The organism is Neorhizobium fuzhouense, from assembly GCF_042611105.1.
In the GTDB taxonomy this organism is placed as follows: domain Bacteria; phylum Pseudomonadota; class Alphaproteobacteria; order Rhizobiales; family Rhizobiaceae; genus Neorhizobium; species Neorhizobium galegae_A.
Genome location: NZ_JBHFFP010000002.1, coordinates 225,357 through 241,053 on the forward strand (window position 1 = coordinate 225,357; position 15,697 = coordinate 241,053).

The following is a 15,697-nucleotide window of genomic DNA, read 5'->3' on the forward strand; positions in this document are numbered from 1 at the left end:
CGCGGCGCATCGCATCTCATCTTTGCGGCTTTTCACCGGCGGGCAAATCGGGCTACGGATAGCCCGATTCTAGACAAGAGATGGCAGAATGCGCGCACTTTATTTCGAACGCTTTGGCGAAACGCCCAAGGTTGCCACGCTGCCCGATCCGACTGCGTCGCATGATGGCGTGGTGATTGCCGTGAAGGCGACCGGGCTTTGCCGCAGCGACTGGCATGGCTGGATGGGCCATGACACGGACATCACGCTGCCGCATGTGCCGGGCCATGAATTTGCCGGCACGATTGCCGCGACCGGACGGGACGTCACCCGCTTCAAGGTGGGCGACCGCGTCACCGTGCCCTTCGTGTCCGGCTGCGGCCACTGCCATGAATGCCGCTCCGGCAATCAACAGGTGTGCGAAACGCAGTTCCAGCCCGGCTTTACCCATTGGGGTTCGTTTGCCGAATATGTCGCGATCGACCATGCCGAGCAGAACCTCGTCCGCTTGCCGGACGCCATGTCCTATGCGACGGCCGCAAGCCTTGGCTGCCGCTTTGCAACTTCGTTTCGCGCCGTGGTGGATCAGGGCCGCCTGAAGGGCGGCGAGTGGCTGGCCGTCCATGGCTGCGGCGGCGTCGGCCTCTCGGCCATCATGATCGGCCGCGGGCTTGGCGCACGCGTGGTGGCAATCGACATTGCCGAAGACAAGCTGGCCCTGGCGCGCGAGCTTGGCGCCGAGGTCACCATCAACAGCCGCAGCGTGACAGATGTGGCAGAAGCCGTTCGGGATGCGACCAGCGGCGGTGCGCATGTGTCCGTCGATGCGCTCGGCCATCCGCAGACCTGCTGCAACTCCATCTCCAACCTTCGCCGGCGCGGTCGCCACGTGCAGGTGGGCCTGATGCTGGCGGACCATTCCATGCCACAAATCCCCATGGGGCGGGTGATTGCGCATGAGCTGGAAATCTACGGCAGCCACGGCATGCAGGCCTGGCGCTACGATGCCATGCTCGCCATGATCGAGGCGGGCCAGCTCTCGCCGGAAAAGCTGATCGGGCGCCATATAAGCCTCACCGATGCCGCCGAGGCGCTTCCTGCCATGGACAGTTTCCGCGAAAGCGGCATCAGCATCATCGATCGTTTTGAGTAAAACACCCATGACCTTTCGCCTTGACGTCATCGCCAGCCTGACGGATGCCGGCAAGCCCGGCCGAGCCAATGAGGACCGGCTCGGCTCCAATCGCACTGCCGCCTTCGTGGTGGATGGCGCAACCGGGCTCGGCGACCGTCAGTTCATGAGCGACTATGGCAGCGATGCCGCCTGGATCGCCGATTATGCCGCCCGGCGGATGACCGTGGAACTGACACCCGAAGTGGCCTTGCCGGACCTCCTGGCACGCATCAGCGCCGATGCGCGCACGATCTTCGATGCGACCGCCGGCGAGCAGCCCCGCTATGCCTGGCCGCTGGCAGCACTTGCCGGGCTTCGCGTCACGGAAGACGGCCTTGAGTTCTTCGGGCTTGGCGACAGTGTCGTCTACCTCCTGCATGACGATGGCCGCACGGACACCTTCACCGCGCTGCCCGATGCCTTTGCCCGCGAACAGGCCGCCGCGCGCCGCCATGTGGAGCGTGTCGGTGGCATCGGCGCAAGCGGGGCGGCCCTTGGCGACCCAGAGACGCTCGAAGAACTGCGGAGGAATCGCGAGCGCCAGAACACGCCGGACGGCTGGGTCTGGTCGCTCGGCCTCGTCCCGGAAGCGGCCGAGCACCTGGCGCGCCAACCTATCCCGATCACCGGTGGAGCGACCGCCGTCATCTGCTCGGACGGACTTGCCGATCTCGTCAGCCTCTACCAGACCTGCGACGCCGGTACGCTCGTGCGCCGCGCCGTCACCGCCGGCCTTCAGCCCCTCGTCACCGAGCTTCGGCATCTGGAACGCGAGGTGGACCCGGACGGCCTGAAATATCCGCGCTTCAAGCAGTGTGATGATACGACGGCAGTCCTGGTTCGGGTGGAGGGGTAAGGTAAGTCCCTTTCTTTCAAGCACTTCGGCCTGAAGACGGAATCACACTGGCAAGCACCTCATGCAGGAGATCACCTTGGATGCGCCGGCACTTACGGTCGTGCCGGCATGGCGGCAGTCAACCCGGCGTTCACCGAACTGTTTCGAGTGACACCAGATTCCGCTTGAAATGGTGGGCTCTACGGGTCACGAGGCGTGGTTGCCGTCTGAAACAAGGTCTTCCGCATGCCCCCGATCACGCCAGCTCTCGTCGCGCCCCATAAACTCACATCGCAGGATTACCGCACCTTGGGACTCTCGGCCCTCGGCGGTGCCCTGGAATTCTACGATTTCATCATCTTCGTATTCTTCGCCACCGTCATCGGCCACCTGTTCTTTCCGCCGGACATGCCGGACTGGATGATCACCATCCAGACCTTTGGCATCTTCGCGGCGGGATATCTGGTCCGACCGGTCGGCGGCATCGTGATGGCGCATTTCGGCGACCGTTTCGGCCGCAAAAAGGTGTTTACCTTTTCCATCCTTCTGATGGCCCTGTCGACGCTTGGCATGGCCGCCATGCCGACCTATGCGTCGATCGGCATCGCCGCCCCTATCCTGCTGATCGCCATGCGCATCCTGCAGGGAGCAGCCATCGGTGGCGAGGTGCCCGGCGCCTGGACCTTCGTCTCCGAACACGTGCCGTTCCGCCGCGTCGGCTTTGCCTGTGGCTTCCTCTGCTCCGGCCTGACCCTTGGCATTCTGCTCGGCTCGTTCATTGCGACCATCATCAACACGGTCTTCACCCCGGACCAGGTATCGGCCTATGTCTGGCGCATCCCGTTCCTCCTTGGCGGGATCTTCGGCCTGCTTGCCGTCTACCTGCGCCGCTGGCTGCAGGAAACGCCGGTCTTTGCGGAAATGAAGAAGAGCCGGGCGCTGGTGCGTGAATTGCCGCTGAAGGCGGTGCTGCGCGACCATCCGCGCGGCGTCATCATCTCGATGCTGCTCACCTGGGTCCTGTCGGCCGGTATCGTCGTCACCACGCTGATGACCGCCACCTTCCTGCAGAAACTGTATGGCTACAGCGCCCAGATCTCACTGGCGGCCACCAGCTTTGGCACGCTGTTCCTGATCGTCGGCACCGTCTCGGCGGGCGCCGTCGTCGACCGGGTCGGATCGGGCCGCTTCTTCACCGTCGCCAGCCTGTTCTTCGGTGCTGCGACCTTTGCTTTCTATACCTATGCCGGCGTGTCGCTGACGGTGCTTTTTGTGCTTTACGCGGTGATGGGACTGGCCGTCGGCATGGTCGGCGCAGTGCCCTATGTCATGGTGCGCGCCTTCCCCGCCCATGTGCGTTTCAGCGGCCTGTCCTTCTCCTACAACGTCTCCTATGCGATCTTTGGCGGCCTGACGCCGCTTGTGGTGAGCGCCCTGCTGCCGGTGAGCCCGATGGCCCATGCCTGGTACCTGGTGTTCATTGCGGCGCTTACCTTCTGCCTCGGCCTCTATCTGCTCGCCCGCGGCGATGAGATCGAAGCGAAAGTCGGCATCGAGGAACTGTCGACACGCGCAGCCACCACAGCCTGAAACGGTCAGTTTGACCCTGCCTAAAGAAAAATCCCCGGGACGCGACAGCCTCCCGGGGATTTTTGTGGTGAGTTCAGATTACGCTCAGGCGGCGTCGTCGACGACCTCATCGCCCCGCGTCGGCACATAGTTCAAAACTGGCCCGAGCCAGCGCTCGATCTCTTCCACTTCCATGCCCTTGCGGCGGGAATAGTCTTCCACCTGGTCGCGCTCGACCTTGGCAACGCCAAAGTAATAGCTGTCAGGATGGCCGATATAGAGGCCTGAGACGGAGGAAGCGGGCCACATGGCATAGCTTTCCGTCAGCACCACGCCGGTCGTCTCCTCCGCCTTCAGGAGGTTAAACAGGGTGCGCTTTTCAGTATGGTCGGGCTGGGCCGGATAGCCCGGTGCCGGGCGGATACCGGCATAGGTTTCCGAAATAAGCTCTTCCGGTGACAGCGATTCATCGGCGGCATAGCCCCAGTAGTTGCGGCGCACCTCTTCGTGCATGCGCTCGGCAAAGGCCTCGGCAAAGCGATCGGCGAGCGCCTTGACGAGGATGGAGGAATAATCGTCGTTTGCCCGCTCGAACCGTTCGGCAATCGCCACTTCCTCGATGCCGGCCGTCACCACGAAACCGCCGACATAATCGGCCTTGCCGCTGTCAGCGGGGGCGACGAAATCGGAAAGCGCCACGTTCGGCCGTCCATCCCGCTTGGAGAGCTGCTGACGCAGGGTAAAGAAGGTGGCGAGTTCTTCTGTCCGGCTCTCGTCGGTGTAGAGGCGAATGTCGTCGCCCACCGCATTGGCTGGCCAGAAGCCGATCACGGCGCGAGGACGGAACCACTTTTCCTCAACGATCTTCTTCAGCATCGCCTGCGCATCGCTGTAGAGCTGGCGGGCCGCCTCACCCTGCTTCTCGTCCTCGAGAATGGCAGGATAACGCCCCTTCAGTTCCCAGGTCTGGAAGAAGGGCGTCCAGTCGATATAGGGCACCAGATCTTCCAGCGCATAATCCTCGAACACCTTCGTGCCGAGGAAGGACGGTGCCTTCGGTTCGAAGGCTGCCCAATCCACCTTCTGCGCATTGGCGCGCGCCCGCGCGATCGGCAGGCGGATCTTGTCGGCCTCGGAGCGGGCATGCGCTGCCGCCACCTTGGCATATTCGGCGCGGATGTTTTCCACGTAGTCGGTGCGCCCGCCTTCGGCGAGCAGGTTCGACACGACGCCCACGGCACGGCTGGCATCGGTCACATAGATCGCCTGGCCGGCATTATATTTCGGATGGATTTTCACCGCCGTGTGGACGCGGCTCGTCGTCGCGCCACCGATCAGCAGCGGGATGTCAAAACCCTGACGCTCCATTTCAGACGCCACATGCACCATCTCGTCCAGCGACGGCGTGATGAGACCCGAGAGACCGATCACATCGACCTTTTCGGCAATCGCCGTTTCAAGAATCTTTGTCGCGGGCACCATGACGCCGAGATCGATGATCTCGTAATTGTTGCAGGCGAGCACGACGCCGACAATGTTCTTGCCGATGTCATGCACGTCGCCCTTCACGGTCGCCATCAGCACCTTGCCGGCGGACTTGCGCTCCTCGCCGCCGTTCAGGCGCTTTTCCTCTTCCATATAGGGCAGAAGAACCGCCACGGCCTGCTTCATCACGCGGGCGGATTTGACCACCTGCGGCAGGAACATCTTTCCCGAGCCGAACAGATCCCCGACGACATTCATGCCGGCCATCAGAGGCCCTTCGATGACATGCAGCGGACGCTCCGCCTGCAGGCGGGCTTCTTCGGTATCGGCGTCGATGTAATCGGTGATGCCGTTCACCAGCGCGTGTTCCAGGCGCTTGGCCACCGGCCATTCGCGCCAGGTGAGATCCTGAGCCTTTGCCTCCTTGCCGGCAGCACCGCGATAGCGTTCGGCTACAGTCAGCAGCCGTTCCGTGCCATCGGGCCTGCGGTTCAGCACCACGTCCTCACAGGCCTCGCGCAGCTCCGGATCGATGTTTTCGTAGATCGCCAGCTGCCCGGCATTCACGATGCCCATGTCCATGCCGGCCTGGATGCAGTGATAGAGGAAGACCGCATGCATGGCCTCGCGCACGGGCTCATTCCCGCGGAACGAGAAGGAGAGGTTCGAGACGCCGCCGGAAATATGCACGAGCGGCATTTCCTGGCGGATGGTGCGCGTCGCCTCGATGAAATCAACGCCGTAGTTGTTGTGCTCTTCGATCCCGGTGGCGACGGCAAAGATGTTCGGGTCGAAGATGATGTCTTCCGGCGGAAAGCCCGCCTGTTCCGTCAGCATCTTGTAGGCGCGGCGGCAGATTTCCACCTTGCGCGTATAGGTATCGGCCTGGCCCTGCTCGTCAAAGGCCATGACAACGACGGCTGCGCCATAACGACGGATCAGCTGGCCCTGGCGGACAAAATTCTCCTCGCCTTCCTTCAGCGAGATGGAGTTCACCACGGCCTTGCCCTGCACGCATTTGAGGCCGGCCTCGATGATCTCGAATTTGGACGAGTCGATCATCACCGGCACGCGGGCGATATCGGGTTCTGCGGCGATGAGGTTCAAAAACTCCACCATGGCGCGGCCGGAATCGATCAGGCCCTCGTCCATGTTGATGTCGATGATCTGCGCGCCGTTTTCCACCTGGTCGCGGGCAACGGCAAGGGCTGCGGTATAATCGGCCGAGGTGATCAGCTTGCGGAACTTCGCCGAGCCGGTGACATTCGTGCGCTCGCCGACATTGACGAAGGGGATGTCTTTGGTCAGCGTAAACGGTTCGAGGCCCGAGAGCGACATGAAGGACTTGTGGTCCGGCACCTGGCGCGGCTTGAAGGGGGCCACGGCCTCGGCAATCGCTGCGATATGCTCCGGCGTGGAGCCGCAGCAGCCGCCGACGATGTTGATCAGGCCTTCGCGGGCAAATTCCCGCACCTGGCGGGCCATGTCGTCCGGCGACTGGTCGTACTGGCCGAATTCGTTGGGCAGGCCGGCATTCGGATAGGCGCAGACGAAGGTATCGGCGACGGCCGACACTTCCTGCAGATGCGGAAGCATGGCATCGGCGCCGAGCGCGCAGTTGAAGCCGATGGTGAACGGCTTGGCGTGGCTCACCGAATTCCAGAAGGCCGTCGGTGTCTGGCCAGACAGCGTGCGGCCGGAAAGGTCGGTGATCGTGCCGGAAATCATGACCGGCAGGCGGATGCCCTTTTCCTTGAAGCGCTCTTCGCAGGCAAAGATCGCCGCCTTGGCATTCAGCGTATCGAAGATCGTCTCGATGAGGATGATGTCGGCGCCGCCATCGATCAGACCGTCGATCTGCTCGGCATAGGCAAGGCGCAGATCATCGAAGGACACGGCGCGGTAGCCCGGATTGTTGACATCCGGCGAGATGGAGGCCGTACGGTTGGTCGGGCCGATGGCGCCGGCCACGAAGCGGCGCTTGCCATCCTCCCGCGTCGCCCGCTCGATGGCGCGGCGCACCACCTGCGCCCCTTCCTTGTTGAGGTCGTAGACGGCGCCTTCCATCTGGTAGTCCGCCTGCGCGATGCGGGTGGACGAAAACGTGTTGGTCTCGATGATATCGGCACCCGCCTTGGCATAGCGGTAATGGATGTCCTCGATGGCCTGCGGCTGGGTGAGGATCAGAAGATCGTTATTGCCCTGCTGGTGGCAGGCGCAGCCGATGAAGCGGTCGCCGCGGAAATGATCCTCGTCATAGCCGAGCCCCTGGATCTGCGTGCCCATGGCGCCATCGAGAATGAGGATCCGTTCGCGAGCGGCCTTGGCCAGCGCCTCGAAAATCTCCGCGCCATTGCGCTGCGCACCTTCGGCACCAAACAGATGATCGAACATGGGCGCTTTCCTCCAGCCTGATTTTTGTCACTTCGTTTAATCACATAAAGATATCTTTATGTCAATGTGAAGCAAGAAGAACGCGATACGCGCTCCCCCTGCTGACCGGGAACGGGCCAAGAGCCAAAGCCGCATGCACTCGCGCACGTGATTCCGGTCCGGTCGGTATGGTTTCATCATGACAGACGCGGGAGCGGCCGGTATAGACCTTTCCGGTTTCCAGTTTCACACGTCGTCCTTTCGGAGTCATTATGACCGCAGCCGGAAAACTTAAGCCCCTCTGGGCAGATCGCCCCTATCACCGTCAATGGCTGTTGTCCCAGGCGGAGGGCCTGATGGACTTCTTCCAGAGCCGGGCCATCAATCCTAAGGGCGGCTTTTACGACCTCGACCGCGCGGGCGCGCCGCTCTCCACCGACAATCCGGCCCGCGGCATCCATGCCAGCGCCCGCATGGTGCATTGCTTTGCCATTGCCGATTTGCTCGGGCGGCCGGGTGCGGCCGATGTCGTCGATCATGGCATGCGCTATCTCTGGGAAAAACATCGGGACGAGAAGAACGGCGGCTATTTCTGGCAGGCCAACGATCATGGCGCGGCAGATGACTCCAAGCAGGGCTATGGCCATGCCTTCGTGCTGCTGGCAGCCTCGTCCGCCAAGGTCATCGGCCATCCGCTCGCCGACCGCATGCTCGCCGACATTACCGAGGTGATCGAGACAAAATTCTGGGAAGAGCGCCACGGTGCGATTGCGGAAGAGTTTTCCGCCGACTGGCAGCCGGTGGCCGGCTATCGCGGCCAGAATTCCAACATGCACCTCACCGAAAGCCTGATGGCCGCCTTCGAGGCGACCGGGGAAAGCCATTACCTCGCCAAAGCCGAGCGGATTGCCGATCTGCTGATCAACCGGCGCGCCCGCGAGGAAGGGTTTCGCGTGGCCGAGCATTTTTCAGAGGAATGGGTGGTCGACCGCAGCTATTACCATCTAAACGAGATGTTCCGCCCGGCCGGGACGACGCCCGGCCACTGGCTGGAATGGGCGCGCCTCCTCCTCCAGCTTTATACGCTCGGCGGCAAGACACATGCCTGGATGCCGGAAGCGGCCACCGCGCTGTTCGAGCGTTCGATGATGCTCGGCTGGGATAAGGACAAAGGCGGCTTCTTCTATACGCTCGACTGGCAGGATGTGCCGGAAAAGAGGAGCAAGCTGTGGTGGCCGATGTGCGAGGCGGCCGGTGCCGCACATTTCCTCAACGCCCATGTCGGCGGCACATTCCATGAGGAGAGCTACCGCCGGATCTGGTCGACGATCGCAGGCAATTTCCTCGATCGTGAGCACGGCGGCTGGTTCGAGGAACTGACAGTTGACCTGACGCCGGCCAACGTACTGTTTCCGGGCAAGGGCGACATCTACCACGCCTTCCAGGCCTGCCTCATCCCGCTGTTTCCGGCAGAGGGCAGCCTGACCAAGGTCATCCAGGACAATGGCGCAGCGCTTTGAGGAGGCGAAAACCACCGGCCTCAGGGCCGGTGGTTTTTGCGACGGACAAAGCTGCCGTCGAGCACAACGTCATCCTCGGCCTTGTGCCGAGGATCCACAAGCGCCCAAAAAATCAATGGGTTGAAGATGCTCGGGACAAGCCCGAGCATGACGAAAGAAAGCTCCCGCCCTCTGTCGGCAGTCCAAACCACCGACATCGTCGCCCCCGGCCCTTCCTTCCGCCGCCTCAGCCCTGCGCTGCGTCGAGCATCTTGCGGTGCAGAAGCCAGGCATTCCTGCCGAGACGGAAACAGAAGGCAGGGGCCGGCACGCCGGAGAGGTTCAGCACGGTCTCGTACATGTTTTCCGCGCCAAGCTTCGCCACCGCCTTCTGCGAGCGGATATTGGTCGGCGCGATGTGGAACCACACTTCGTCATAGTGTTCGAATGCATGATCGAGCATCAGCCGCTTCAGCTCGAAATTGGTGCGCCCGCCCCAGTATTCATGGTTGATGAAGGTGTAGCCGATGGAGAGGCTATCCTGCCTGTCCGGCGCCAGATAGTAGCGCGAACAGCCGATGATCGCCTGTTTTGCCCGGTCGATGACGGCAACGGTGCCACCGCTCTCCAGAAGAAGCCCAAAATAGGGTTCGAATTTTTCCCGCGTGTATCGGTCGCTGGCCGGATGGCCGGCCCAGACGGCGGGGTGGCCGGCGGCGGCAAACAGCCCGTCCCAGTCATCGTGCCGAAGCGGCCGGATGGCGATGGAGGGGCCTTGAAGGCTGGGCTGCGGATCGAACCCCGGTCTGAACATGAATGAAACTGCCTTTCGGAAACCGCCTCCCCCGCCACGGATGCGGCTACGGAGATGCTGGGTTCAGCGGCGGATTTCGCCCACCAGATCGCGGATGCGCTTGGCCAGCTGATCGTAATCATAGGGCTTGGTGATGAGGCTTGCCTTGTGCAGCCCTTCCGATCCCGGCACATGCATGTCGCCGGTCGCAAAGATGACCGGCAGATCCGGATGCGTTTCGCGCATGCGGTTCAACAGATCGAGCCCGTTCATGTCCGGCAGATTGACGTCGGTGACGAGGATGTCGATCGCGGCACCATCCACCGCCTCCAGCGCTTCGCGGGCATTGCCCGCCTCCACCACCGTCATGCCGAAATCCTGCAGATAATCGGCCGTCGAGATGCGGATCAGGGCCTCGTCCTCGCACAGAAGGACACGGATCGATGGCGGCGGACCGCTGCTGCCTCCCCTGCTGGCGCCGGTTTCGCCGGTCGGGCCGCGTTCCTTTGCCTTGTCGAGCAGCATGCGGATCTTTCGTGCCAGCGTTTCGCGGGCATAGGGTTTGCTGAGAAGATTGACGCCCGGATCGAGCCGGCCGCCGTGGACGATCGAATTTTCCGTATAGCCTGAGGTAAACAGCACCTCAATATCCGGCCGCCGCTCCTTGGCCTTTCGCGCCATCTCGCTGCTTTTCAGCCGACCCGGCATCACCACATCGGTAAACAGGAGGTCGATCGACACGCCACTCTCGATGATGGCAAGGCCGCTGTCGGCATCGCGCGCCTTCAGCACCTTGTAGCCCAGTTCCGACAGAAGGCTGACGGTGATATCGCGCACGGCCTCGTCGTCCTCGACCACGAGAATGGTTTCGCTGCCGCCGGCGACGCTGCCGCCCGCCTCTTCCGTCAGCATGTCCTCGGCTTCCATCGACCGTGGCAGATAGATGCGCACCGTCGTGCCGCTGCCAAGCTCGCTGTAGATATTGATGTGGCCGCCCGACTGCTTGACGAAACCATAGACCATAGAAAGGCCAAGGCCGGTGCCCTTGCCTTCCGGCTTGGTGGTGAAGAAGGGATCGAAGGCGCGCGCCAGAACCTCTGCAGGCATGCCCGAGCCGGTGTCGCTGACGGCCAGCATGACATATTGCCCGGCCACCACGTCAAAGGCGTTCTGGGCATAGTGATCATCGAGATAGGCATTGCCCAGTTCGATGGTAAGGCGGCCGCGCCCGTCCATGGCATCGCGCGCATTGATGGCAAGGTTGAGGAGCGCGTTTTCGACATTGGAGGGATCGACCTGCGTATTCCACAGGCCGCCGCCGACGATCGTATCGATCTCGATCGCCTCGCCGAGGCTGCGCCGGATGAGGTGATCCATTTCGCGCACCAGGCGCCCGAGATTGACCACCTTGGGCGCCAGCGGCTGGCGCCGTCCGAAAGAAAGAAGCTGCGAGGCAAGACGCGCACCGCGCGAGGCCCCGGAGAGCGCGCTCGTGAGGCGCCGCTCGGCCGCCTCATTGCCCGCCACATCCTTGGCCAGCAGTTGCAGATTGCCGGTAATGACCTGCAGGAGATTGTTGAAATCATGCGCGATGCCGCCGGCGAGATTGCCGATGGCTTCCATCTTCTGGCTCTGGCGCAGCACTTCCTGCGTCTTGACCAGTTCGGCAGTGCGTTCCTCAACCCGGCCTTCCAGCGTGGTCGCAAGATTTTCCAGCCGCCTGACGGTTTTCTTCTGCTCCTCGATGTCGGTATTGGTGCCGACCCAGCGGATGATCTCGCCGCCGGCATTGCGGATCGGCACCGCACGGCTGAGGAACCAGCGGAACTCCTCATCCTTGTGCATCAGGCGCATTTCGGCATTGAAATCGGTACCGGAAGCGACGCTCTGCATCCATGCCTCGCGGATCCGGGCGACATCATCCGGATGAATATAGTCGCGCATCAGCGGCAGACCGCTCTCGCCCTCGCATTTCGTCAGATACCGGCGCATGGCAAGGTTTGCCCATTCCAGTTCGCCAACGGCCGTGGCAGTCCAGACATGGTTTGGCAGCGATTGCGCCAGCGTGCGGAAACGATCCTCGCTTTCCTGCGCGGCATCCTGCGCCTGCTTCAATTGCGTCACGTCATGGCCCTGGACGAAGATGCCGCTGACGGCGCCCTCGCTGTCGCGCAGCGGCTGATAGATGAAGTCGAGGTAAAGCGCGTCGATGCCGCCGCCGCCGGGGCGCTGCAGGTCGAGCCGCGCGCCATGGGCGCTATAGACCTCGCCGCTCGCATAGACCTGATCGAGAAGCTCGAAAAAACCCTGCCCCTCCACATCCGGCAGAGCCGACCGTACCGGGCGGCCGAGCAGGTCGGTCCGACCAACAAGCGTCTGGTAGGCGGCATTGGCAATTTCGAACACGTGCTGCGGCCCGCGCAACACCGCCATGAAACCTGGCGCCTGCTCAAACAGACCGCGCAGATATTCACGCTCCTGGCCGAGCGCCAGGTTTTCGCCCTGCACCGCATCGGCACGACGCAACACGTCGGTTTCGAGCCGCCAGTCCGAGGCGGGCACGGACTGGCGCAGCCGATGCAGCTCGCTCACATCCACCGTATGCTGGAGGATGAGCCGCACCTTGCCAGTGTCGCTGAGGATCGGGGTATGGGTGGCGCTCCAGTAGCGCTCCTCCATGGTGCCGTCCGGCTTTGCAATCGGATAGGGAATCAAAGGCAGATGATCCACCTGGCCGGTTGCGAGAACCTTGGCGAAGGATTGGCGCAGCATGCGGCCGCTCACCGATTGCGGATCGCTCGGAAACACCTCGAATAGGGGGCGGCCGATCAGGGCCTCCCGCGACTTCATCGTGGTTGAAAGATAGGCATTGTTCATGCCCACCATGACGAGGTCAGGGTCGACGATCACGTACGGATTCGGAGACAGATTGAATAAGTGATCGAGATCGGACCCAGAGAGCCCAGTCCGTCGAAACATGCCATTTCCCCACGCCGCACCGATAATCGGCGAGGATATAGGACAAAGCGCGCGCAAGACAATGACGTAGTCTCACGTTTAGATCAGGAATCGCACCGGCTTCGAGGCAATCGCCCCCAGAGGGTGCGGCGGTGCCGTTCTCAATGGAAGACCGGCGACAGATCCGCCAGACGACGTGCGGCGACGAGATCCCGCGCATAGGAAGAGCGCATCCGCATTCCCTGGTCCGCCTGATTGTCTTTCTGCCGGATGATCGGATGGACACCATCGGCAAAGGTGCCCGTCGCATCCCACGCCGTTTCATCCATGGTCCGGTGATCGATAAATCTGAACAACATCATCCGCCTCCCTGCCTGTCCGTATTCAGCCCGTCGAGAAACGCCAGTGGCCGTCCTCCGTTCCATGGTGCGCCTGAAATATTAAAGAATTAACCATGCAAGCTTCGGCAAAGGCTGGCTGATCCGAGCACACGCCAACATTGTCCACAGGTGTGCGGTAATCAGGTTTCGCATGCAGAACAAAGCGGGACAAAGGGAAAACGGATCCGTTCCAATTCAACCTCTGTCCACAGCTTATCCACAGGTCATGCAACGGCGGCCGGCATTGGAAGGCCCGCGTTGCCGGTGCATGCGCCGCGTTTTGCATGCGGCCTGTGCAAAGACGAATTTCACGGCCCACAGCAATTTCGACAAAATTCGACAATCTGATGCAGCCATGTCTGCGATATACATTTGTCGCAATGAACCGGCAGGATGCAGCCACAGGATGGAGGACCCGCAATGGAACCAGATTTGACCATCGCCGAGGTGGCAGCCGACCCGCTGATCGCGATGATGATCGAGGCCGATGGCATCTCGGTGGAAGACCTGAAGACGCTGCTGCACCAGACGGCAAGGGTCGAGGTGGAACGGCTGCGCGTTCGGCTGCACGAGCGGCAGGCGAGCCACTTTTATGCACGGCTGGATGATCAGGATGCCGCAGGCGAGGATCTGTCCTCAGCGGAAGGATCAGCCTGATCAGAACGGCGGAACAGCCGCGTTGCTGCACTCAATGCGTCAAGGTCTGATCGGACAGATCCACCACATCCGACAGCTTCACCAGGGTGACACCGCGCCGCTTCAGCGCAAGGATGCCACGCGCGACACCCTCGCCGGCCGCATGCGTCGGCTGGTTGATATGGGACAGCACCACATCGCCATCCTTGGCGGCGGCAATGCGCTTTTCAGCAACCGACGCCCCCAGCAGCGAGCCACCATCGCCGTTCAGCGAGTAACCGGCAATGCGAAACCCCATGGCGCGGATCTGGGCCATGGCCGAGGCATCGTATTTTGCGGTCGAACCGCGAAACCAGTGCGGCGCGGCAAGGCCGGAGGCCGCCATGGCGCGCGCTCCGCCCGCCACTTCCTGCTCCACCGCCTGCGGTGAACCGGCAGCGGCAATGCCATAGATCTTCACCGGCACATCGACCGCCGGCACATGGTTCTCGCCATGGTTCTCCAGTTCGAACTGGTCCGGATGCGCCTGCAGAAGGGCAACCGTCTGCGGGTTATGCCGCAACCAGCGGGCCGTCACGAAAATCGTGGCCGGGATCTTTTCGTCAATCAGGACGGACAGAATGCGCTGGTCGGCTTCGCCCATGCAGGCATCGAAGGTCAGTGCCACCCGCATCTCCCCCGGCTTGCCGGATTTCGGCAGATGCAGCGACGGCTCCAGAAGTCTGGGCGTAGGATTGGCTTGCGGCGGCTCAACGGCCATGGCCGGAAGAGCGGCAAGGCTGGCAAGAAGGAAAAGACAGGACCGAAAAGGCGTAAGGCGCATCAGAACAACATCCGTGATCTGGCGCTCCATAGCGCACCGCATCGGCGAATGCCATCCCTGACGAATGCACGAACCGGCGCGACGCAATATGTTTCGAAATGACACACACACCGCACCCCTCCCCGGTTGCATCGTGCCGATCACACCGACACAGTCTCTCACAACCGCCGGTGCGAAACTGCGCTGACGGAAGTTGTATACCAGCGACACAGCGCAAGGCCAGCAGTGATGCAAATGTCCGGTAGATGGGCCATCCACTCAGGTCCCAGCAACTGACTGATTGTGCGTACATTATCAAAGCGTAGCGGCCAGACCGTCGGCGTGAAGAGCCTAAAGAAGACGACGAAAACTACCGCATCCGGCATGAACCCGCCTGCCGCAACCGGACCAGTCAGCCGGCAAAATCACAGGCGCCACGCGCCGCGACGCCTTTTCTGGACCATTCAGACGACGAAAAAGCCGCAAAGCAACGCAACCAAAGATAGAATTTTCGCAAATTCGGGTTGAAAATGCCGGCTGCAGGTCGAATTCCTTCCGTCAAGACCCGCCAAACACCGGGTCGACTCTTTCCTTTTCAAGAAAGAACTGACACACTCTTCTCATTGATTTTGGACGGGGACCCAATCATGCGAACAGAAACAGAATTTCTCTGCGCTTCCGCCAGCGCACTCTCGACGTCGGCCCTGCTGACATCTCTGATCAGCACGCTCGTGCAAAAGAATGTCCTGTCGCCCGAAGACGAAAAGGCCATCTACCTGAACGCCATGGATACGCTGGACGAGAATGCCGGCGACGATCCACAGGGTATTTTCGAACTCGCCCGCGACCTGATTGAAGACCAGCTGCCAGTGGGTGGTCCAGGCCCTTCGGGTGAACCGGTCACTCTCACACTGGTCAGCGTTACAGGCTGACGCACGATTTGCAGGCCGACTTCTGGCACGGTTCGACACAGTTTGCAAGCGGCTCGCGGTTTTTTCACCGCGAGCCGTTTCATTTCGGGACTCCCTCATATAATCCAGCGCTGACATTCGACGTCGGCAGCACACGGACCGGTTCGGCAACTCTGAGCAACATCGGACACCTACCCGAGGCTCGACGCAGAAGGTGCCGCCGGCACGCGGCAAAGCCTTTTCCCTTGTTTCCACAACCCTTTGCAGACGTTCAACGACTGCCGCCCCCGGGCCTTTCCCACC

Annotated in this window: 11 protein-coding genes; 6 read left to right on the forward strand and 5 right to left on the reverse strand. The window is 61.9% G+C overall.

Annotated elements, in window-relative coordinates:
- Positions 1-88: 88 nt before the first annotated feature.
- The 3 genes from ACEXP3_RS04865 (at position 89) to ACEXP3_RS04875 (ending at position 3,578) form a co-directional block, all read left to right on the forward strand.
- Positions 89-1,132 (forward strand): zinc-dependent alcohol dehydrogenase family protein, encoded by a 1,044-nt coding sequence (locus tag ACEXP3_RS04865; RefSeq protein ID WP_377296259.1) that lies wholly within the window; start codon positions 89-91, stop codon positions 1,130-1,132.
- A gap of 7 nt (positions 1,133-1,139) precedes the next feature.
- Positions 1,140-2,009, forward strand: a complete 870-nt coding sequence (locus tag ACEXP3_RS04870; protein ID WP_377296260.1) for a protein phosphatase 2C domain-containing protein — start codon at positions 1,140-1,142, stop codon at positions 2,007-2,009.
- A gap of 225 nt (positions 2,010-2,234) precedes the next feature.
- Positions 2,235-3,578 carry an MFS transporter gene (locus tag ACEXP3_RS04875; protein WP_377296261.1) on the forward strand — a complete coding sequence of 448 codons (1,344 nt, stop codon included), beginning with the start codon at positions 2,235-2,237 and terminating at the stop codon, positions 3,576-3,578.
- Between the two features lie 84 nt (positions 3,579-3,662).
- Here the strand turns inward: ACEXP3_RS04875 and metH are convergent, their stop codons facing one another.
- Positions 3,663-7,436, reverse strand: a complete 3,774-nt coding sequence (gene metH, locus ACEXP3_RS04880) for a methionine synthase (protein ID WP_377296262.1) — start codon at positions 7,434-7,436, stop codon at positions 3,663-3,665.
- Positions 7,437-7,687: 251 nt separating this feature from the next.
- On the opposite strand from metH, the gene ACEXP3_RS04885 reads away from it, so the two are divergent.
- The gene (locus tag ACEXP3_RS04885; RefSeq protein WP_377296263.1) at positions 7,688-8,935 is read left to right on the forward strand and encodes an AGE family epimerase/isomerase; all 1,248 of its coding nucleotides are present in this window, start codon (positions 7,688-7,690) and stop codon (positions 8,933-8,935) included.
- A 226-nt stretch (positions 8,936-9,161) separates the two neighbouring features.
- Here the strand turns inward: ACEXP3_RS04885 and ACEXP3_RS04890 are convergent, their stop codons facing one another.
- The 3 genes from ACEXP3_RS04890 to ACEXP3_RS04900 form a co-directional block, all read right to left on the reverse strand.
- Positions 9,162-9,728 (reverse strand): GNAT family N-acetyltransferase, encoded by a 567-nt coding sequence (locus tag ACEXP3_RS04890; protein ID WP_210104537.1) that lies wholly within the window; start codon positions 9,726-9,728, stop codon positions 9,162-9,164.
- 63 nt (positions 9,729-9,791) lie between these two features.
- The gene (locus ACEXP3_RS04895; RefSeq protein ID WP_377296264.1) at positions 9,792-12,686 is read right to left on the reverse strand and encodes a hybrid sensor histidine kinase/response regulator; all 2,895 of its coding nucleotides are present in this window, start codon (positions 12,684-12,686) and stop codon (positions 9,792-9,794) included.
- A gap of 140 nt (positions 12,687-12,826) precedes the next feature.
- Positions 12,827-13,024, reverse strand: a complete 198-nt coding sequence (locus ACEXP3_RS04900) for a hypothetical protein (protein ID WP_377296265.1) — start codon at positions 13,022-13,024, stop codon at positions 12,827-12,829.
- Between the two features lie 441 nt (positions 13,025-13,465).
- Here ACEXP3_RS04900 and ACEXP3_RS04905 point away from each other — a divergent pair, with 441 nt between their 5' ends.
- On the forward strand, positions 13,466-13,702 hold the full coding sequence (locus ACEXP3_RS04905; protein ID WP_377296266.1) for a hypothetical protein: 237 nt from the start codon (positions 13,466-13,468) through the stop codon (positions 13,700-13,702).
- Positions 13,703-13,733: 31 nt separating this feature from the next.
- On the opposite strand, the gene ACEXP3_RS04910 is transcribed toward ACEXP3_RS04905, so the two are convergent.
- Positions 13,734-14,504, reverse strand: a complete 771-nt coding sequence (locus ACEXP3_RS04910) for a polysaccharide deacetylase family protein (protein WP_377296267.1) — start codon at positions 14,502-14,504, stop codon at positions 13,734-13,736.
- Positions 14,505-15,130: 626 nt separating this feature from the next.
- Between ACEXP3_RS04910 and ACEXP3_RS04915 the strand changes: the two genes are divergently transcribed.
- Positions 15,131-15,415: a hypothetical protein gene (locus tag ACEXP3_RS04915; protein WP_210104532.1), complete on the forward strand. Its 285-nt coding sequence runs from the start codon at positions 15,131-15,133 to the stop codon at positions 15,413-15,415.
- Positions 15,416-15,697: the final 282 nt, after the last annotated feature.